This is a genomic window from Lentzea sp. NPDC058436 (assembly GCF_042721515.1).
In the GTDB taxonomy this organism is placed as follows: Bacteria; Actinomycetota; Actinomycetes; order Mycobacteriales; family Pseudonocardiaceae; genus Lentzea.
Window position 1 is genome coordinate 295,701 of the sequence record NZ_JBHXLF010000006.1, and the last position, 16,826, is coordinate 312,526.

The following is a 16,826-nucleotide window of genomic DNA, read 5'->3' on the forward strand; positions in this document are numbered from 1 at the left end:
TCTTCCGACCTGGGCTTCTGCTGTTTCTCAGCGCACTCGGGCGTCGGCCTTGGAGGGCGTCATCCGGAACTCCACGGTGGCGTGGAGGTCGGGCGTGCCGAGTGCCTCGCGCAGGCGTGGCAGGCCCTCGTCGTCTATGCGGCGGCGGATCCCCCGCAGATCGGCGTCGCCGTGGGCGCGGACGACGAGGGCCAGGCGCGGAGCGGCGTGCGGGCCGGTCAGAGCGGCCTCGACCTTGCGCACACCGGGGTAGCCGGTGACCTCGTCTGCGAACGGTGCGGTGGCCGTCGCCGTGGTGATGCGGGTGGTGCCCGCCTCCTCGGCCCAGCGCCAGGCCGTGACCTTGCGGCGCGGGATCTGGGCGGTGAGCCAGCGCAGGCACAGCAGCGCGACGACGACCGCGGCGGCCGCGACCACCCACAGCACCCAGGTCGGCGGCATCGCCGTGCCGGGCACCAACGAGGCGTCGCGGTCCACCCAGGGCACGAGGCCGAAGTGGACGACGACCGCGAAGGCGCCGGCGAGCAGCAGGACCAGCCCCAGCAGGCCGAGGAGGAAGCGGTTCACGGTGTGCTCCTGAGGGTTTTGACCCGCACGACGACCTGGGGAGGCCGGGCGAGGGCGAACTCTCCGACGCGGTGTTCGAGCGCCGTGCGGACGGTGTCGCCGAGGCCGTCGACCACGGAACGCCGGGTGCGCACGACCGCGCGGACCCGGCGGCGGCGCACCTTCACCGCGGCGGACTCGACACCGTCGACGACGGCGGCGGACCGCAGGGCGTTGCGCAGGCCGCGCACCGACACCGCGGTGTGCTGGTCCAGCGTCGCGGTCCGCGCCCTGCCGGGCACGATCGCGACGAGGAGCAGCACCAGTCCGACGGCCGCGACGACCCCGCCCGTCACGGCCACCTCCAGTGCCGACCACGTCGTGTCGCGCAGACGACCGGCCACCGACTCGTACGACAGCAACGGCGTCTCTCCCAGCGCGAGCTGGATCGCGCACACCGCCACCAGAACGCACGCGGCGAGCAGCACGAGTGCCGTGAGCACGGCGGGCAGCGCCCGGCGGGAACGGCGAGTCACAGGACCCTCCTCACCGGCACCGCGTCCGCCCGCAGCACGCCGACCGACACGTCCACGACGGACACCCGCAGACCGGTGAGCTCGGCGACCCGTGCGACCAGGTGTGCACGCACCCGAGCCGCGGTCGACGCGACGGGCGCCGGGTAACGCAGGTCCAGGCGCGCGTCGAGCGTCGTCACTCCCCCGGTCACCCGTGCGGTGACGGCGCAGTCGAGCACGTCCGGCACCTCCATGGCGGCGCGTCCGGCGATGCGGCCCACCGCGCGGTCCGCGACGGTGGTCAACCCTGGCTGCGGCAACGGATCCGGCCGGGCCGGCGCGGATCCGGCCGTACCCGGCTGGGCGGCAACGAGCGGTGTGGTCATGGTCAGTCCCGATCCCTGCCCAGCAACTGCGCGAGGTCGAGCTTGCCCTCGGCGACCCGGCCCGCGATCAGGCCGAGCGCGCCGAAGACGAGCACGAGCAGGAACGCGCTGAAGCCCCCGAACGCGGCGGCCAGCCCGAGCGCGAGCCCGGTCAGCAGGCCCAGTGCGGTGGTGCTCATGGCGTTTCCTCTCACTGCACGCGTGCGGGTTCGGGCTTCTCTTCGCCCTCGGAGTCGCTCGGGATGTGCACGTCGTTGACGTTGATGTTGACCTCGACGACCTCGAGCCCGGTGATCTGCTCGATCGCGGTGATCACGTTGGTGCGCACCGACTTCGCGAGGTCCGCGATCGGCACGCCGTACTCGACGACGAGCTCCAGGTCGACGGCGGCCTGCTTCTCGCCGACCTCGACCGACACGCCCTGGCCCGCGCTCGCGGTGGCACCGGGGATGCGGTCGCGCAACGCGCTCAGCGCCCGCGTGGCTCCGCCGCCCAGCGCGTGCACGCCGCGAATCTCCCGCGCCGCGAGGCCGGCGACCTTCTGCACCACGACGTCCGCGATGGTGGTGGATCCCTTGTCGGTCACCAGCTTCCCGTTCGCGACGTTGACCTTCTCCACTGCCTGCGTGCTCATCGCAACCCCTTCCTTCGAAGCGTTCACATCAGATCGACACGGTCAGTCGCGGAAACGTCACGCACCATTCAGGTGATCGAGCGCACGTTTGTCCACATCGGTCACCACGATCCGCAGCACCGCCTTTTCCCACGGCGTGCCAAGGAGAACGGCGCGCAACGACGCGCCCGCCTCGTCCAGCGACAACGGCAGACGCGTGGCGACGACGCGCACGCACACCAGACCGTCCTCGACGTCGATGGCCAAGGTGTCGACGTCCCAAGGGATCCACGAACGCGCCGGCGCGGACGCGGGCGTCGACGGACGCAGCCCCTCGACCTTCTCCAGCGCCTTCAACAACTCCGTCACGATCACCATTCGACGTCCACCACCGTGACCACTACCGACTCCACCTCGACGCCGGTGAGCTCCGGCACGACCGCGCGCACGGACCGTTGCACCGCAGCCGCCACGGCCGCGGCCTGGTCCAGTCCGGAGATCGCCACGTCCACCTCCAGCAGCGCGACGGACCCCGTCCACCGCACCCGCACACCTTCCACGGGCGCGGGCTGCAGTCCCTTGATCTGCTGCCGCGCCACCCTCACCACCGAACTCACCAGACCCGCCAGGCCGGGCTGCACGCGCACGCCCGCGACTCTCTCGGCCGCGTGCACCGCGACCGCCGCCACCGCCGGGGCGGACACGACTGTTTCGATCACTCGCTCATCCCTCGAGAACGTCGGACACGACGAGATCCAGGCGGGCCAGCCGCACACCGATCCGCGCGGACGCGGCGGCCAGCACCCGGCGCCGCACCTCGTCGTACGCCTCGTGCGTGACGAGCAGCGCGGTGATCGCGATGCTGAGCTCGACCTCGATCACCGGATCCGCGCCGGTCGACTCCGGTGCCTCGACGACACGGCACCCCCGTGCGCGCACGCCGTCGACACCGTCCGCCGCGTACCGCAGGACCGCCGCGATCGCCTTCGTGCTGATGCGGGCCAGGCCGTCGCCGGGCAGCGGCACGACGTCCGAGCGGCGCACGTCGGCGCGCACCGCGGACATCACACGACTGACCAGGTCGAACGGCGGTTCGATCTCCTCGGAGACCATTTCCGCGGTCGCTTCGCGCAGCACCAGGAGGCTCTCCCGGACCGCCGCGCAGTGCGGGCACGACCGCGTGTGTTCGTCGGAGAGGTCGATCGCCTCCCACACCTCTTCCACGTCCCGCCCGCACGGCAGGACGTAGTCGGACGTCACCGCCACGGCGCCATCACCTCCGCGAGTTGTGCCCGTGCCCGCGCGAGCCTGCCGCGCACCGACTGCTGGGTCGTGCCGATCGCCTCGGCGATCTCGTCGTACGACCGGCCGTGGACCTCGCGCAGCACCCAGCACGCCCGCTGTTCCGGGGTGAGGCCGCGCAGTGCGGCCTGCAGCGCGTCGAGCTGCGCGCTCACCTCCACCGCGCGGTCGGGCCGGGTCCGCGGCGCCGGCGACTCGTGCTCGTCGAGCTCGGTGTCGGCGTGCGGTTTGCGCTTGCGCAGCACGTTCAGGCACTGGTTGGTGGTGGTGCGGTAGAGCCAGCCGAGGAACGCCCCGTCGTCGTTCAGCTGCCCGAGACGCCGCCACGCGGTCAGGAACACGTCCTGCACCGCGTCCTCGGCGTCGCCGGTGCTGCCCACGATGCGCAACGCCAGCCGGTACATGGGCCCCTGGTAACGCCGCACGAGCTGCTCATACGCCCTCATGTCGCCGTCACGGGACCTTGCCACCAGCGTGGCATCGTCGAGTGCGGCTGCTTCGGCCACGCTCATGCGCACACCCCCGCCCACTTTTTGCTTCGTCGCCCGTTGGACACGTTCGAACGCGGAACGTCACGCGGTTCCCCGATTTCCCTCCCGTGATCACCCTCACCCGTTTTTCACCCGACAGTGGCGTGACGAAGGTGCGGCGGCGGGTATCGAACAGGCGTCGGACGAACACCGGCTCAGGAACTCGACTCAGGAGGACGACATGTCGCTGTCGGACAAGATCGGCAACAAGGCGGAGGACCTCGGCGGCAAGGTCAAGGAGACCGCGGGCGAGGCCACCGGCGACCAGCAGCTCGCGAACGAGGGCCGCGCCGACCAGGCGAAGGCCGCCGTCAAGGACGGCGTGGAGAAGGTGAAGGACGCCGTCGGTGGAGTCGTCGACAGCGTCGCCAAGCACCTCAAGAAGTAGCGTTAGACGCTCTAACCAACGTGACGCGCCTGGAGTTAGAGGCTCTCACGTTCGTGATGCAAGAGCCTCTAACTGGTGTTTCGTTACAAGTTCTAACTCATGTGAAGCGGATCTCGCCGACGACGACGCCGTCGAGCTCGCGCACGAAGTCGGCGCCGAACGCGCTGGACGGCGTGTGCGAACCGGGCGCCACGCCGCCGATCTTGGCGACGGCGCGGAGCACGGAGTCCGCGGTGAGGCTGTAGGGGTTCGGGGTGGTGATCGCGCAGTCGACCCTCGTCTGCGCGTCCCACGCCTCCCCGAAGACCTCGGCCCTGGTGTTCGCGCGCTTGCGCTCGTCGGGGCCCTTCACCTTGCCGGCGAGGGTCAGCGCCGCGTTCTGCACGAACGAGGTCCGCAGCACGGGCGCGAAGATCTCCTGGAGCCGCCCGAGCAGGCCCGGCACGGTGGTGAACGTCGTGATGTTCGGGATGCCGGTCGAGCGGTAGGCGGTGCTGACGTCACCCCACGGGATGCTGCCGACCTCGCGCGGCCCCGACCGGAAGCCCGCGGTGCGCCTGCGGTGCCCGATGCGGACGCTCCTCAACGCTCCGTTCACGCGGATCCGCCCACCCACGGCGGCGGCCTCGACGGACGTCTTGGTCGTGCCCGCGCTCGCCCCTCCCCCAACGACGAACGCGAGGTCGAGGTGCGTCGCGGACGGCAGGGCGTTCTTCAGGATCGCGGCGACGCAGTCCGTGGGGACGACGTCGAACCCCGCGCCGGGCAACAGCACGATGCCCGCCTCGCGCGCCTCGTCGTCCCTCAGGGCAACGGCCTCGAAGACGTCGATCTCGCCCGTGATGTCGAGGTAGTGCGTGCTCGCCTTCAGACAGGCGTCGACCATCGCGGCGGAGGTCTGCGAGAACGGGCCCGCGCAGTGCACGACGGCGTCGACGTCCTCCAGGTGCTCCCGCGCCTGGTTCAGGTCGAACGCCCGGTGCTCCAAGCCCAGAGCGGCGGCGATGGGCTCGACCTTCTCGGCCGATCGCCCGGCGAGGATCGGCCGCTCCCCGCGCAGGACCGCGAGCTCGGCGATGAGACGTCCGGTGTAGCCGTTGGCGCCGTAGACCATCCACGTCATGCCGCGCACCTTACCGGCGAGTAGCCCTCCGGGACCCGAACAACGAGCCGAGCAGCAGGACCACGCCCAGCCCGATCACCGGCAGCCCCCAGAACAGCCGGCGCTGCCTGAGGTCGGCGCAGATGTCCACATAGGCCTGACTGACGGCGGAGGCCGCCGGCTCGTCGAACCCGAGGCCGAGGCTGTTGCCGCACGGGATCAGCGACCCGCTCGGGGCCTCGACGGCCAGCATCACGAACAGGATCGCACCCCCGCCGAGCAAGAACGCGAGGCCGACCACGACGGCGAACGTGCGCACTGACATGAGCAAAAGTTACGTCTCAAATGGACTCGGGGATAGCCCTGGTCAGACGCATTGGGGTTGATCCCCTAATCCCCCGCTAACCGCCTCGCGCCCCACTGCTCACGATGTGGGAGCGAACGCGTAGCGCTGCTCCAGGCGGCCGTGGCGCGGATGCGGCACAGGGCCGCCGACCTTGATCCATCCGAGGCGTTCGTAGAGCCGCACGCCTGGGACGTTGTCGACGTAGACCAGCAGCTCCGCCCTCGCGTAGCCGTGCTCGGTCAACGCGTCCGGCAGCGCCCGCAGCAACGCCTCCCCCACGCCCTTGCCCCACGCGTCGGGGTGCACGCCCACGTAGTTGACGTGGGCGATGTCCGTCCCTTGTGGACCTGCGGCGAGGAAACCCACCGCCACGCCGCCATCCCGTGCGATCAGCAACAACGAGGGCTCGTTCGCGAGAGCGCTCTCCACACCGGGCCGCGCCTCGTCGAGCGACGGCACCTCGTAGCCGTCCCGCCGGCTGACCGCGTGCGCCCAGATCAACGCGGCCGTGTCGACGTCTTCCGGTCCGCCTCGAATGATCTCCACGCGGGCCAGCGTGTCACCGCCGGAGCACGACCGGAAGCGATTTAAGGCTGGCCATGATGTCGTTGTGCGTCACCCCGGGCAGCCCGTCACCCGAGAGGGTCGTGCGCGGGAACCGGCTCGTCAGGTGCCGCAGCACGGTTTCGGTCTCCAGCCGGGCGAGCGCCGAGCCCAGGCAGAAGTGCGGTCCGTGCCCGAACGTGGCGTGACCGGTCGTCTCGCGGTCGAGCCGGTACTCGTCCGCCTGCGCGTGCGCCCGCGGGCACCGTCCGGCAGAGCCGAGGTTGATCAGCAGCAGCGTGTTCTCCGGCACCGTCGTACCGGCGATCTCGACCGGTTCCGTGGTGATGCGGTGCGTGGCGCTGCGGACCGGCGGGTTGTGACGCAGCGTCTCCTCGACGAGCTGGGGCACCAGACCGGGATCCTCGGCGGCCTTCTGCCACAGGCCGTTGTCCAACGCGTCGTGCACCACGTTCGCGATGAGGCTCGCCGACGTCTCGTGGCCCGCGACGACCAGAAGGAACGCCATCGCCATCAGTTCGTCGTGGCTCAACCGGTCGCCGTCGTCGTCGACGGCGGTGGTCAGCACGCCGAACAGCGACCCCGGGTCCAGCGCGTTGCCCGTGAGCAGGGCGTGGAAGTAGCCGCCCAGCTCGTCGCTCGCGGGCTGCGACACCTCGGGTTCCATCGACATCATCGTCTCGATCAACACGCGGACGTGCGCGCGATCCTCGGCCGGCAACCCGAGGACCTCACCGATGATGTGCATCGGCATCGGCACGGCCAACTCCGCGACGAGGTCGACCTCCTCGCCCACGACAAGCCCGTCGACCAGCGCGGCGCTCATCTCCTCGATGCGCGGCGCGAGCCGCAGCACCGCCTTGCCGTTGAACGCCTTCACCGCGAGCGCCCTGAGCCGCGCGTGCTGAGGGTTGTCGCTGTTGAGCATGCTCGGCCCGAAGAGCCCGGCAAGGTTCTCCTGCGCACTGCCCCGCGCCACGAGCTGACGTTTGATCTCGCGCTGCAGGGCCGCACTGTCCTTGGAGAGCCGTTGGTCCGTGAGCAGCTGACGGGTCAATTCCAGCCCAACCGTCACAACCTGCATCTCCACACCGTTGGGCAACGTCACGGCGTGCAGCGGCCCTCTGTCCCGTGCGTCGTCCTCGATCCGGTGGTGCTCGCGTGCGCGCAAATCGCCGCCGGTCAACAAGTTCGACATGCCGGTCTTCGCCTCCGTTTGGATTCGACTAAGACCGTTCTACCGCTCTACCCGAGCGAGTCCAACGCGCCGATCGTCTCGACAGAGGGCAACCGAGGCGGCTCAGCGGCGATCGCCTTGCGCCCCAGCACCCACTCCGGCAGGTGGTGCCTGAGCGCGGTCCGCCCCTGCGCCGTGATGTCGACGGGCGCCGCCATCCCGTGGTCCGTCGGCTGCTCCCAGATGATCCAGCCCCTGTGCCGCAGGACCTCCAGATCGTCCGCGTCCCACTCCTTGGCAGGCCGGTGCTCCAGGTACCACCGGGTGGCGCCGCGGTGCACACCACCCTGCTCGACCAGTGCGAGCAGCTTGACCTGCTCCTGCGTCACGGTGGTGGGAACGGGTTTCGGGGCCTTGCCCTTGCGCTTCACAGATCTGAGTCGTCCTTCGGAGGCGGCAAACCTCGAACAAGGTACGGCACCGTCTCAATTCGTTCCAGCGATCACACGCACCAGTCGGCGTCGTCGATGATGCAGGCGACCGTGTTGCTCGTGCCGGTGGTGCGGAACGGCTTCCCGTCGTAACCGACCGTCTGCACACCGCTCTCACCGCCCGCCGACCAGTCGAGTTCGATCACCCACGTGCAGTCGCACAACTCCGTGCCGGCGACCACGGTGAACACCTCCGGCTGGGTGGAGGAGACGCTGTAGGGAAGCCGGACCGGATCCGCCCTCAACCCGCGCTTCACCATGTCGGCCGCGGTATCCGCGTCGAGCTCGTCCGGAAAGCTCACAGGCTGCTCGCTGTCCAGGTCGACCCGCACGTAGTGCGCGACGGTCGGCGCTCCGCACTCGCCGGTGAGCAGCGTCCCGGTCAGCGGCGGCCTCTTCTCCAACACCTTGGCCCGGATGCCGGTGATCACCACGTTGCTGGTCGCATCATGCCCCTGCACGGTCATGGTGAACCTCGCCGTGCTCGCCTGCACGCCGTCCTTGGAGTGCTCCCACGTGGCGTACCGGTCCGGCCCGACCGACGGATCCGCCACCGCCTTGACCTCCGCCAGCGGTTTCGGCACGACCCAGCGGAGATCGCATGTCTTCACGTTGGGCGTGACGGCCACCGCAAGCGGCTCAGAGTGCTCGGAGGGCGCACTCCGGACGAACACCACAGCGACCGCGCTCGCCGCCGCAAGAAGGCAGACGACGATCACAACAGCCCACCGCGGCCCGAGGTTGAACATGAAGTTGTTGCCGCGGAAGATGTTGCCGATCTGCGTGGCGGTGCCCACGCCGCCCTCGACGGTGTTGGTGGTCTCGAACGCCGGTCTCTGCTCGGGTCTGTCCTGCACCGGACCTCCTGCGCCGCAGCGGGGTTCTACGCCCTTGCTGCTTCGACTGAGATCATGAAGGCGTTACGCGATTCCACGCGGCAACGCGTTCGTGCTCGCCGCTCACCGCAACCGGGGCGTCGGAACCACGCTGCTCGACACGGCCGTCGCGCACGCCCGCGACCGGGGCTGCGCCCGGATCGTCCTGTCGCCCAGCGAGCGCTCGGTGTCCTTCTACGAGCGAGCCGGCTTCGGCCCGGCCACCATGCTCCTCGCGCACGTTCTGGAGGTCTGACCAGGAGGCGCCGTGCTGGATGGTGGGCGCGACAGGGATCGAACCTGCGACCGCTCGGGTGTAAACCGAGTGCTCTTCCGCTGAGCTACACGCCCCGACCCGGCGCCAAGAGACGCACGGGGTACTGCTACATCATGCCCTGAGCGAGGCTACGGCCTTCTTCCAGGCGTCCTGATCGCGGGCCTCACCGGGCGCGTTCACCTCGGCGAACCGCACCACGCCGGAGACGTCCACCAGGAAGGTGCCGCGCAACGCCATGCCGACGGCCGCGTTGAACACGCCGTAGGACTGCGCGACGGCCCCGTGCGGCCAGAAGTCGGACAGCAGCGGGAACTGGTAGCCCTCCTGGGTCGCCCACGCCTTCAGCGCGAACGGGGAGTCCACGGACACGCCCAGCACCTGGACGTTCTCGTCCTCGTAGGTCGAGATCTCGTCACGCAACTGGCAGAGCTCGCCCTGGCAGGTGCCGCTGAACGCGAACGGGTAGAAGACCAGCAGCACGGCCTTGGAGCCGCGGAACGACGACAACGTCACAGACTGCTTGTTGTAGTCGTTGAGCGTGAAGTCCGGAGCTTCCGAACCTACCTCGACAGCCATGAACCCCTCCAGGCAGACACAGGACCACGAGCGCTCAGAGCGCCCGTGGTTCAACCCTATGTCAGCGGAACGTCAGCGCTTGGCCTTGGCCGACTTCGGCCACACCAGGCGGATGCCCGCCCAGTCGTCGGCGACGCTGATGTTGGAGGTCTGCGACAGGCCGGCGGTGGGGACCGCTTCGGCGACGTCGCTCGGCTCCACGTGGCCGGGGCGGCCGGTCTTCGGGGTGAGAACCCAGATCACGCCGTCCTCGGCGAGCACTCCGGTGGCCTCCAGGAGGGCGTCGACCAGGTCGCCGTCGTCCTCCCGCCACCAGAGCAGGACGACGCTCACCGTCTCGTCGGCCTCCTCGTCGAGGAGATCGCCCCCGATCCGCTCCTCGACAGCGGCACGCAAGGCGTCGTCAACGTCCTCGTCCCAGCCGAGTTCCTGGACGACCATGCCCGATTCGATCCCGAGCTTCTCGGCGACGCCGATCTTGCCGGCGTCTTCCGCGGCGACCACGGTTTTCACTCCTCCAACTACGCAAGAGCGACAGCCCTGAGACTGCCGCTGAAGTCCGTTACTCGGGCTAGCGAACACTGTCAGCTACCTCCGGCGCAACTGTTGACCACGTGACACGCCGTAACAGGCACCCCCGTGAAGACACCTACACTGGCATGACGCATGCTCTACATACCTCTTATCGCGCGCGCGTGAGCGACACGATCCAGAATTACCGACCGGTAGCGATGCGGAAGTCGCCGCGCAAGGACAACGATAGGAGCGCGTGGCACGGTTCTCCGGGCCAGCGCGTGTACCGCCAACGAAGCCGAGGAGACACCTTGAGCCCGCAGAACACCGGCCCCGAGCGGGTGCGTGTCATTCGCGACGGTCTGGCAGCCCACCTGCCGGACATCGACCCCGAGGAGACGTCGGAATGGCTCGAGTCGTTCGACGAGGTGCTCAAGGGCGGCGGGCAGCAGCGGGCGCGCTACTTGATGTTGCGTCTGCTCGAACGCGCTGGTGAGAACCACGTCGGCGTGCCCTCGCTGACGAGCACGGACTACGTCAACACCATCCCCACCGAGCGGGAGCCGTGGTTCCCCGGTGACGAGGAGGTGGAGCGTCGTTACCGTGCGTGGATCCGCTGGAACGCCGCGATGACGGTGCACCGCGCGCAGCGACCCGGCGTGGGTGTCGGTGGACACATTTCGACGTACGCGTCCAGCGCGTCGCTCTACGAGGTCGGCTTCAACCACTTCTTCCGCGGCAAGAACCACCCCGGCGGTGGCGACCAGATCTTCATCCAGGGTCACGCCTCCCCCGGTGTCTACGCCCGCGCGTTCCTCGAAGGCCGCCTCTCCGAGCACCAGCTCGACGGCTTCCGCCAGGAGTACTCGCACGCCGGTCTGGGCGGCGGCCTTCCGTCGTACCCGCACCCGCGCCTCATGCCGGACTTCTGGGAGTTCCCCACGGTCTCCATGGGCATCGGCCCGATGAACGCCATCTACCAGGCGCGGTTCAACCGCTACCTGCGCGACCGCGGCATCAAGGACACGTCCGACCAGCACGTCTGGGCGTTCCTCGGCGACGGCGAGATGGACGAGCCCGAGTCGCGCGGCCTGCTCCAGCTCGCCGCGAACGAGCAGCTCGACAACCTGACGTTCGTGGTCAACTGCAACCTGCAGCGCCTCGACGGCCCGGTCCGCGGCAACGGCAAGATCATCCAGGAGCTGGAGTCGTTCTTCCGCGGCGCCGGCTGGAACGTCATCAAGGTCGTCTGGGGCCGCGAGTGGGACTCGCTGCTGCACGCCGACCGCGACGGCGCGCTCGTCAACCTGATGAACAGCACGCCGGACGGCGACTACCAGACGTACAAGGCCAACGACGGCGCGTACGTCAAGGAGCACTTCTTCGGCCGTGACCCGCGCACGAAGGCTCTCGTCGACGCGATGAGCGACGACGAGGTGTGGAACCTCAAGCGCGGCGGCCACGACTACCGCAAGGTCTACGCGGCCTACAAGGCGGCGACCGAGACCGTCGGCCAGCCGACCGTGATCCTCGCCAAGACCATCAAGGGCTACTCGCTCGGCCCGCACTTCGCGGCCCGCAACGCGACGCACCAGATGAAGAAGATGACCCTGGACGACCTCAAGGGCTTCAGGGACAGCCTGCGCATCCCGATCACGGACGAGCAGCTCGAGGCTGACCCGTACCTGCCGCCGTACTACCACCCCGGGCAGGACTCGCCGGAGATCCAGTACATGCAGGAACGCCGTCGCCAGCTGGGCGGTTTCGTACCGGAGCGCCGCACCAAGTCCAAGGCGCTCACGTTGCCGGGCAACAAGGTCTACGAAGGCGTGCTGCGCGGTTCCGGCAAGCAGGAGGTCGCCACGACGATGGCGTTCGTCCGGCTCGTCCGCGACCTCGCGAAGGACCCGGAGATCGGCCCGCGCATCGTGCCGATCATCCCGGACGAGGCACGAACGTTCGGCATGGACTCCATGTTCCCGACGCAGAAGATCTACAACCCGAACGGCCAGGCGTACACCTCGGTGGACGCCAACCTGATGCTCGCCTACAAGGAGTCCGAGCAGGGCCAGATCCTGCACGAGGGCATCAACGAGGCGGGTTCCACGGCGTCGTTCACGGCGGTCGGCACGTCCTACGCCACGCAGGGCGAGCCGATGATCCCGATCTACATCTTCTACTCGATGTTCGGCTTCCAGCGCACGGGCGACGGCCTGTGGGCGGCGGCGGACCAGATGGCGCGCGGCTTCGTGCTCGGCGCCACCGCGGGCCGCACCACGCTGACCGGTGAGGGCCTGCAGCACGCCGACGGCCACTCGATCCTGCTGGCGCACACGAACCCGGCCGTGGTCGCGTACGACCCGGCGTGGTCGTTCGAGGTGGCGCACATCGTCAAGGACGGTCTGCGCAGGATGTACGGCGAGAACGCCGAGAACATCTTCTACTACATGACGGTCTACAACGAGCCGTACGTGCAGCCGGCCGAGCCCGAGGGCCTGGACGTGGAAGGCCTGCTGCGGGGCCTCTACAAGTACCAGGACGGCCCTCAGACCGGTGGCCCGCGTGCCCAGCTCCTCGGCTCGGGCGTGGGCCTCCCGTGGGCGCTCAAGGCCCAGCAGATGCTGGCCGACGAGTGGGGCGTCTCCGCGGACGTGTGGTCCGCCACGTCGTACTCGGAGCTGCGCCGCGACGCCGTCGAGACCGACCGCCACAACCTGCTGCACGTGGACGCCGAGCCGCGCGTGCCGTACGTGACGCAGGTGCTGAAGGACGTGCAGGGCCCGGTCGTCGCCGTGTCCGACTGGGCGTCGGCGATCCCGGACCTGATCCGCCCGTACGTCCCGACCGACATGACGACCCTGGGCACGGACGGCTTCGGCTTCTCCGACACCCGCCCGGCCGCCCGCCGCCACTTCCTGGTGGACGCGGAGTCCGTCGTCGTCGCCACGCTGGCCGCACTGGCCCGCCGCGGCGAGGTCGAGCAGGCCAAGGTCGTCGAGGCGGCCCGCAAGTACCGCATCAACGACGTGCAGGCCGCTGGGCCGTCCACGTCGGACGCGGGCCTCGCGTAGCCGACCAGACCGACTGAGCCGCTCTGCGGCGATCTGAGGGGCCGTTCCGCCACTGCGGAGCGGCCCCTCGGCCGTTGCAGGGTCAGCGGGACGTCGTCGTGGTCGTCATCGGACTGGCCGGCAGGTCGGTGTCGTGGCAGGCGGAAGTCGACGACGAAAGCGAATGCAGATACTCATTGCCCGCAATGTGCGCCACCGCGTCCTCGTCGAATCAATAACTGGCGTGCGATGTTCGGACGGCCACCACGGAACGCATTCGCTCCTGGTCGTCCATGAATCCCATGCAGGCGGGGCGTTCTGCACGAGCCACTGGCAGAGCCCCTTGAACGCCACTTTCCATCTCGCACGCCGACAGAATCGGCGACCTGAACAGCGCAGATTAAAGAACACGGGAAAAGTGGACAAAAAATGCCCATTTAAGTGGACTCGAAGTGGACAATCGCAACAACGAAGGGCCAATACCGGTCCGAGTCGCGAACAATCGACTGGCAACGGGAAACAGGTGTCGCGACCTGCCACTCGCAGTGGACACTCGACGGGAAGAGGAGGTGCGCCATCAACGAGGTCTTCATCAACTTCCGAGTTGGCGACGCGCAGGACAGTGCTGTCCTCATCGAGGAACGCCTCGTCACCGAACTCGGCCGCGACAGCGTGTTCCGGTCCAGCACCGGCATCACGCCGGGCACCGCCTTCGAGCCACGACTGGTCGAGGCGGCGTCGACCTGCGAGGTGATGCTGGTCGTGATCGGCCCGCGGTGGCTCACCATCACGAAGGGAGGAGGGCCGAGCATCAAGGCGCCCGCCGACTGGGTGCGGATGGAGATCGAGTTCGCCCTCCACAACAACGCCAAGGTCATCCCGATCCTCGTGGGCGACATCTCCATGCCGTCGAAGGAAGAGCTGCCCGACACGATCAGCGAACTGGCGGGGCGTCAGTACATCCGCCTGCACCACCGCAGTGCGCGGTACTCCCTCGACCAGATCGCCGACTCCGTCCGGGCCCTGGTCAGCTCGAACAACGGCGTGCTGCCTCCACCGCCCACGCAGGTCACGATGCTCACGAGCCTCGGCACCACGAGCCGTTCGGCGGACATCAAGCTGTGCGGCGCGAACGTCAACGGCAGGCACTACAGCGAGAGCATCGTGTACCGCTGCACCGACTTCGCCACCGCGGTCCGCGGCCGCGTGGGGTTCGACCTCGGACGCCGGTTCCGCTCGTTCAAGACCACCGCGGGCGTGCTCGACGACGCCGTCGAAGGGGGTCAGACCGGGATCTTCCAGGTGATCGGCGACGGGATCGTGCTCGCGGAGCACACGGCGTCGCAGGGCAGGCCCTGCGTGATCGACCTCAACGTGTCGACGGTGCTGCGGCTCGAACTGGTCGCCTACCGCCCCGGCACGACCGAGCACCCGATGCTCGCCGGTGTCATGGCGATCAGCGGACGGTCCAACAAACTGCCGGAACTCGCCTGGGGCCAACCCGACCCTGTACGCGTGAGGAGTTCGAGATGTCCGCATTCGGCCCGGAGCTGCGCCGCCGCCGTCACGAGCGAGGCCTTTCGCTGACCGACCTCGTCCGGCACACGCACTACTCCAAGGGACAGCTCAGCAAGATCGAGAACGGGCATCGGCAGCCGTCGGAGTACCTGGCGCGCATGTGCGACTCGCTGCTGGAGGCGAACGGTGCGTTGCTCGCCCTCGCGGGTACCCCTGAGCGGCCCCCGGCGACGGCGACCACGCGGAGACAGGAGGACGACATCTGGGTCGTCGCGCTCGGCCCCGACGGAGGAAGCGTGTTCCAGCCCATGAACAGGCGGGAGGTGCTGATGTTCAGCGCCGCCGCGGTCGCCGGGCTGGCACTCGGCTCACCAATGAGGTCGACGCCGGGTGTGAGCGACTCGATCTCGTACTTCCGGCCGGCGTTCGACGCCACCCGCACGCTCGGCCAGAAGAGCGCGCCAACGCTGGTGCTGCCGATGGTCGTGGCGCACGCCCACGGCCTGCGCAGCCTTCTCCCCCACGCCACGGAGTCCGAGCGCACCAGGATCGCCGTGCTGACGGCGCGTCACGCCGAGTACGCGGGGTGGATGGCGCAGGAGGCCGGTGACCTGAAGGCCGCGCGGTGGTGGACCGCCAAGTCGGTCGCCATCGCCGCCGAGGTGGGCGAGCACGACCTGAACGCCTACTCGCTGGTCCGGCAGGCGCTGATCACCATGTACCAGGGTGACGCGGCCTCGACCATCGATCTGGCACGTCACGCGCAGGCCACCGCCGGCGCACCGCACCGGGTCCTCGGCCTGGCCGCTCAACGGGAGGCCCAGGGTCACGCCCTCGCCGCCGACTACGACAACTGCATGCGCGCGCTGGACCGCGCCCGCGATCATCTCCAGAAGGACGCCGAGCAGCCTCGCGAGGGCCCTGTGCTGGGCACGAGCACCATCTCCGACCCGATCGGGGTCGCCACCGGCTGGTGCCTCTACGACCTGGGACGTCCCGCCGAGGCCGCTGCCGTGCTCGACCAGGAGGTGGCGCTCATCCCCGGCACGGCGACGCGCGCGTGGGCGAGGTTCGGCACGCGTCAGGCACTCGCCCACGCCGCCGCCGGGAACGTGGAACGCACCTGTGAGATCGCGGCGCGCCTGCTGGAGGTGACCCCGATGATCGCCTCGGACACCATCCGCTCCGAACTGCGGTCCCTTTCGCTGATGTTGCGCCGCTGGCAGGACCAGACGCAGGTGCGCGACCTGAACGTCGAGTTCATCAAGGCGCTGCGTCACACCAACGGCTGAGGTATCGCGTATTCGGTGAAGTGGCCGCACGCCGAGAACCCGAGCCGGCGGTACACGGGCTCGCCTTCCGCCGAGGCCTGCAGGACGGCGATGCGGTACCCCTCGGCGCGTGCGGTGCGCAACGCGGCCGCCGTGATCGCACCGCCGTAGCCACGTCGGCGCTCCGCGGCGAGGGTCGCGATGTTGTAGATGCCGGCCACATCGGCGTGCAGGAACACTTCCGCCGTGCACACCGCACGGCCGTCGACGTACCCGACGAGGTAGCGCGCCGAGCTGGTCAACGCGTGCGGAGCGGCGTCGGCGTAGAAGCGGCGGACCGTCGCGGCGGGCGGATCCCAGTTGGCGGCCAGGACGGCCGCGTAGTCGTCCAGTTGCTCCGGCGTGCGGACCGGCTGGACGTCGAGGACGGCGTTCGTCTCGGGCAGCGCCCCGCCGAGGTCGAGCCACATGCCGGTCTCGGTCTCCGACGGGCTGAGTCCCGCCGCCGTCAGCCGCTCCCCCAGGGCGTCCTGACCAGGACCGACCCACCACGAGAACGGGCGGCCGGTCGCGCGGGCCGTGCGCACGGCCCCGGCCACGTCGGCGGTGACGCGGGCCGCCGCGACGACGTTGAACGTGTCGTCGGGCAGCCCGCTGTCCGCGATGAGCAGATCACCCGTCTCGGTGACGGTCGCTCCGGGCAGGTGGCGGTGGAGGTGGCACGCGTGCTCCGCGAGGTTGCGCGCCATCCGGGCGTTCAGGTCGATCACTGCGCCATCCGACCAC

23 protein-coding genes and 1 tRNA gene are annotated in these 16,826 nt (G+C 69.4%); 5 read left to right on the forward strand and 19 right to left on the reverse strand.

What is annotated here, in order from left to right:
* Positions 1-27: 27 nt before the first annotated feature.
* The 9 genes from ACFWN2_RS24890 to ACFWN2_RS24930 are packed head-to-tail and all read right to left on the reverse strand — an operon-like array spanning position 28 to position 3,874.
* Positions 28-567 (reverse strand): alkaline shock response membrane anchor protein AmaP, encoded by a 540-nt coding sequence (locus tag ACFWN2_RS24890; RefSeq protein WP_382431112.1) that lies wholly within the window; start codon positions 565-567, stop codon positions 28-30.
* Positions 564-1,082: a DUF6286 domain-containing protein gene (locus tag ACFWN2_RS24895; protein ID WP_382431114.1), complete on the reverse strand. Its 519-nt coding sequence runs from the start codon at positions 1,080-1,082 to the stop codon at positions 564-566. Before ACFWN2_RS24895 ends, ACFWN2_RS24890 begins: the two co-directional genes overlap by 4 nt.
* Positions 1,079-1,447, reverse strand: a complete 369-nt coding sequence (locus ACFWN2_RS24900) for an Asp23/Gls24 family envelope stress response protein (RefSeq protein WP_382431116.1) — start codon at positions 1,445-1,447, stop codon at positions 1,079-1,081. Before ACFWN2_RS24900 ends, ACFWN2_RS24895 begins: the two co-directional genes overlap by 4 nt.
* 2 nt (positions 1,448-1,449) lie before the next feature.
* A complete protein-coding gene (locus tag ACFWN2_RS24905) occupies positions 1,450-1,626 on the reverse strand; it encodes a hypothetical protein (protein ID WP_089922533.1) in 177 nt (58 codons plus the stop codon).
* Positions 1,627-1,637: 11 nt separating this feature from the next.
* The gene (locus ACFWN2_RS24910; protein WP_382431118.1) at positions 1,638-2,081 is read right to left on the reverse strand and encodes an Asp23/Gls24 family envelope stress response protein; all 444 of its coding nucleotides are present in this window, start codon (positions 2,079-2,081) and stop codon (positions 1,638-1,640) included.
* 57 nt (positions 2,082-2,138) lie between these two features.
* Positions 2,139-2,438: a hypothetical protein gene (locus tag ACFWN2_RS24915; RefSeq protein ID WP_382431120.1), complete on the reverse strand. Its 300-nt coding sequence runs from the start codon at positions 2,436-2,438 to the stop codon at positions 2,139-2,141.
* The gene (locus ACFWN2_RS24920) at positions 2,432-2,779 is read right to left on the reverse strand and encodes an Asp23/Gls24 family envelope stress response protein (RefSeq protein ID WP_253320815.1); all 348 of its coding nucleotides are present in this window, start codon (positions 2,777-2,779) and stop codon (positions 2,432-2,434) included. Before ACFWN2_RS24920 ends, ACFWN2_RS24915 begins: the two co-directional genes overlap by 7 nt.
* A 4-nt stretch (positions 2,780-2,783) precedes the next feature.
* Positions 2,784-3,326 carry an Asp23/Gls24 family envelope stress response protein gene (locus tag ACFWN2_RS24925; RefSeq protein ID WP_382431122.1) on the reverse strand — a complete coding sequence of 181 codons (543 nt, stop codon included), beginning with the start codon at positions 3,324-3,326 and terminating at the stop codon, positions 2,784-2,786.
* Positions 3,317-3,874 carry an RNA polymerase sigma factor gene (locus tag ACFWN2_RS24930; protein ID WP_382431124.1) on the reverse strand — a complete coding sequence of 186 codons (558 nt, stop codon included), beginning with the start codon at positions 3,872-3,874 and terminating at the stop codon, positions 3,317-3,319. Before ACFWN2_RS24930 ends, ACFWN2_RS24925 begins: the two co-directional genes overlap by 10 nt.
* A 199-nt stretch (positions 3,875-4,073) precedes the next feature.
* Here ACFWN2_RS24930 and ACFWN2_RS24935 point away from each other — a divergent pair, with 199 nt between their 5' ends.
* The gene (locus tag ACFWN2_RS24935) at positions 4,074-4,280 is read left to right on the forward strand and encodes a CsbD family protein (protein WP_089922531.1); all 207 of its coding nucleotides are present in this window, start codon (positions 4,074-4,076) and stop codon (positions 4,278-4,280) included.
* 97 nt (positions 4,281-4,377) lie between these two features.
* On the opposite strand, the gene ACFWN2_RS24940 is transcribed toward ACFWN2_RS24935, so the two are convergent.
* From ACFWN2_RS24940 to ACFWN2_RS24965, 6 genes are all read right to left on the reverse strand, one after another.
* Positions 4,378-5,403, reverse strand: coding sequence for a saccharopine dehydrogenase family protein (locus ACFWN2_RS24940; protein ID WP_382431127.1), 1,026 nt, complete (start codon positions 5,401-5,403; stop codon positions 4,378-4,380).
* A gap of 10 nt (positions 5,404-5,413) precedes the next feature.
* Positions 5,414-5,707, reverse strand: coding sequence for a hypothetical protein (locus ACFWN2_RS24945; protein WP_382431129.1), 294 nt, complete (start codon positions 5,705-5,707; stop codon positions 5,414-5,416).
* Between the two features lie 99 nt (positions 5,708-5,806).
* Entirely contained in the window at positions 5,807-6,274 is a 468-nt protein-coding gene (locus ACFWN2_RS24950) for a GNAT family N-acetyltransferase (protein WP_382431131.1), read from the reverse strand.
* 13 nt (positions 6,275-6,287) lie between these two features.
* Entirely contained in the window at positions 6,288-7,490 is a 1,203-nt protein-coding gene (locus ACFWN2_RS24955) for a cytochrome P450 (RefSeq protein WP_382431133.1), read from the reverse strand.
* Between the two features lie 47 nt (positions 7,491-7,537).
* The gene (locus ACFWN2_RS24960; protein WP_382431135.1) at positions 7,538-7,900 is read right to left on the reverse strand and encodes a hypothetical protein; all 363 of its coding nucleotides are present in this window, start codon (positions 7,898-7,900) and stop codon (positions 7,538-7,540) included.
* A gap of 71 nt (positions 7,901-7,971) precedes the next feature.
* Positions 7,972-8,817 (reverse strand): hypothetical protein, encoded by an 846-nt coding sequence (locus ACFWN2_RS24965; protein ID WP_382431137.1) that lies wholly within the window; start codon positions 8,815-8,817, stop codon positions 7,972-7,974.
* 91 nt (positions 8,818-8,908) lie between these two features.
* Here ACFWN2_RS24965 and ACFWN2_RS24970 point away from each other — a divergent pair, with 91 nt between their 5' ends.
* Entirely contained in the window at positions 8,909-9,091 is a 183-nt protein-coding gene (locus tag ACFWN2_RS24970) for a GNAT family N-acetyltransferase (RefSeq protein WP_382431139.1), read from the forward strand.
* 20 nt (positions 9,092-9,111) lie between these two features.
* Here the strand turns inward: ACFWN2_RS24970 and ACFWN2_RS24975 are convergent.
* The 3 genes from ACFWN2_RS24975 to ACFWN2_RS24985 all read right to left on the reverse strand — a co-directional run bounded on the left by ACFWN2_RS24975 (position 9,112) and on the right by ACFWN2_RS24985 (position 10,192).
* Positions 9,112-9,186: transfer RNA gene (locus tag ACFWN2_RS24975), tRNA-Val, on the reverse strand.
* 37 nt (positions 9,187-9,223) lie between these two features.
* Positions 9,224-9,688: a peroxiredoxin gene (locus tag ACFWN2_RS24980; RefSeq protein WP_382431141.1), complete on the reverse strand. Its 465-nt coding sequence runs from the start codon at positions 9,686-9,688 to the stop codon at positions 9,224-9,226.
* A 72-nt stretch (positions 9,689-9,760) separates the two neighbouring features.
* Positions 9,761-10,192 (reverse strand): DUF3052 domain-containing protein, encoded by a 432-nt coding sequence (locus tag ACFWN2_RS24985; RefSeq protein ID WP_191305365.1) that lies wholly within the window; start codon positions 10,190-10,192, stop codon positions 9,761-9,763.
* Between the two features lie 320 nt (positions 10,193-10,512).
* Here ACFWN2_RS24985 and aceE point away from each other — a divergent pair, with 320 nt between their 5' ends.
* The 3 genes from aceE (at position 10,513) to ACFWN2_RS25000 (ending at position 16,061) form a co-directional block, all read left to right on the forward strand.
* Positions 10,513-13,272 carry a pyruvate dehydrogenase (acetyl-transferring), homodimeric type gene (aceE, locus tag ACFWN2_RS24990; RefSeq protein WP_382431143.1) on the forward strand — a complete coding sequence of 920 codons (2,760 nt, stop codon included), beginning with the start codon at positions 10,513-10,515 and terminating at the stop codon, positions 13,270-13,272.
* A gap of 420 nt (positions 13,273-13,692) precedes the next feature.
* Complete coding sequence (locus ACFWN2_RS24995; RefSeq protein WP_382431145.1) at positions 13,693-14,838, forward strand: TIR domain-containing protein; 1,146 nt, start codon at positions 13,693-13,695, stop codon at positions 14,836-14,838.
* Complete coding sequence (locus ACFWN2_RS25000) at positions 14,781-16,061, forward strand: helix-turn-helix domain-containing protein (protein ID WP_382431147.1); 1,281 nt, start codon at positions 14,781-14,783, stop codon at positions 16,059-16,061. Before ACFWN2_RS24995 ends, ACFWN2_RS25000 begins: the two co-directional genes overlap by 58 nt.
* On the opposite strand, the gene ACFWN2_RS25005 is transcribed toward ACFWN2_RS25000, so the two are convergent.
* Positions 16,046-16,810: a GNAT family N-acetyltransferase gene (locus ACFWN2_RS25005; RefSeq protein WP_382431149.1), complete on the reverse strand. Its 765-nt coding sequence runs from the start codon at positions 16,808-16,810 to the stop codon at positions 16,046-16,048. The genes ACFWN2_RS25000 and ACFWN2_RS25005 overlap by 16 nt on opposite strands.
* Between the last annotated feature and the right edge of the window lie 16 nt (positions 16,811-16,826).

What these genes read in the sequence shown, in the direction of transcription:
- ACFWN2_RS24910 (WP_382431118.1), bottom strand. Translation starts at nt 2,081, where the DNA reads ATGAGCACGCAGGCAGTGGAGAAGGTCAACGTCGCGAACGGGAAGCTG.
- ACFWN2_RS24980 (WP_382431141.1), bottom strand. Translation starts at nt 9,688, where the DNA reads ATGGCTGTCGAGGTAGGTTCGGAAGCTCCGGACTTCACGCTCAACGAC.
- ACFWN2_RS24915 (WP_382431120.1), bottom strand. Translation starts at nt 2,438, where the DNA reads ATGGTGATCGTGACGGAGTTGTTGAAGGCGCTGGAGAAGGTCGAGGGG.
- ACFWN2_RS24935 (WP_089922531.1), top strand. Translation starts at nt 4,074, where the DNA reads ATGTCGCTGTCGGACAAGATCGGCAACAAGGCGGAGGACCTCGGCGGC.
- ACFWN2_RS24905 (WP_089922533.1), bottom strand. Translation starts at nt 1,626, where the DNA reads ATGAGCACCACCGCACTGGGCCTGCTGACCGGGCTCGCGCTCGGGCTG.
- ACFWN2_RS24930 (WP_382431124.1), bottom strand. Translation starts at nt 3,874, where the DNA reads ATGAGCGTGGCCGAAGCAGCCGCACTCGACGATGCCACGCTGGTGGCA.
- ACFWN2_RS25000 (WP_382431147.1), top strand. Translation starts at nt 14,781, where the DNA reads ATGTCCGCATTCGGCCCGGAGCTGCGCCGCCGCCGTCACGAGCGAGGC.
- ACFWN2_RS24940 (WP_382431127.1), bottom strand. Translation starts at nt 5,403, where the DNA reads ATGACGTGGATGGTCTACGGCGCCAACGGCTACACCGGACGTCTCATC.
- ACFWN2_RS24900 (WP_382431116.1), bottom strand. Translation starts at nt 1,447, where the DNA reads ATGACCACACCGCTCGTTGCCGCCCAGCCGGGTACGGCCGGATCCGCG.
- ACFWN2_RS24955 (WP_382431133.1), bottom strand. Translation starts at nt 7,490, where the DNA reads ATGTCGAACTTGTTGACCGGCGGCGATTTGCGCGCACGCGAGCACCAC.
- ACFWN2_RS24945 (WP_382431129.1), bottom strand. Translation starts at nt 5,707, where the DNA reads ATGTCAGTGCGCACGTTCGCCGTCGTGGTCGGCCTCGCGTTCTTGCTC.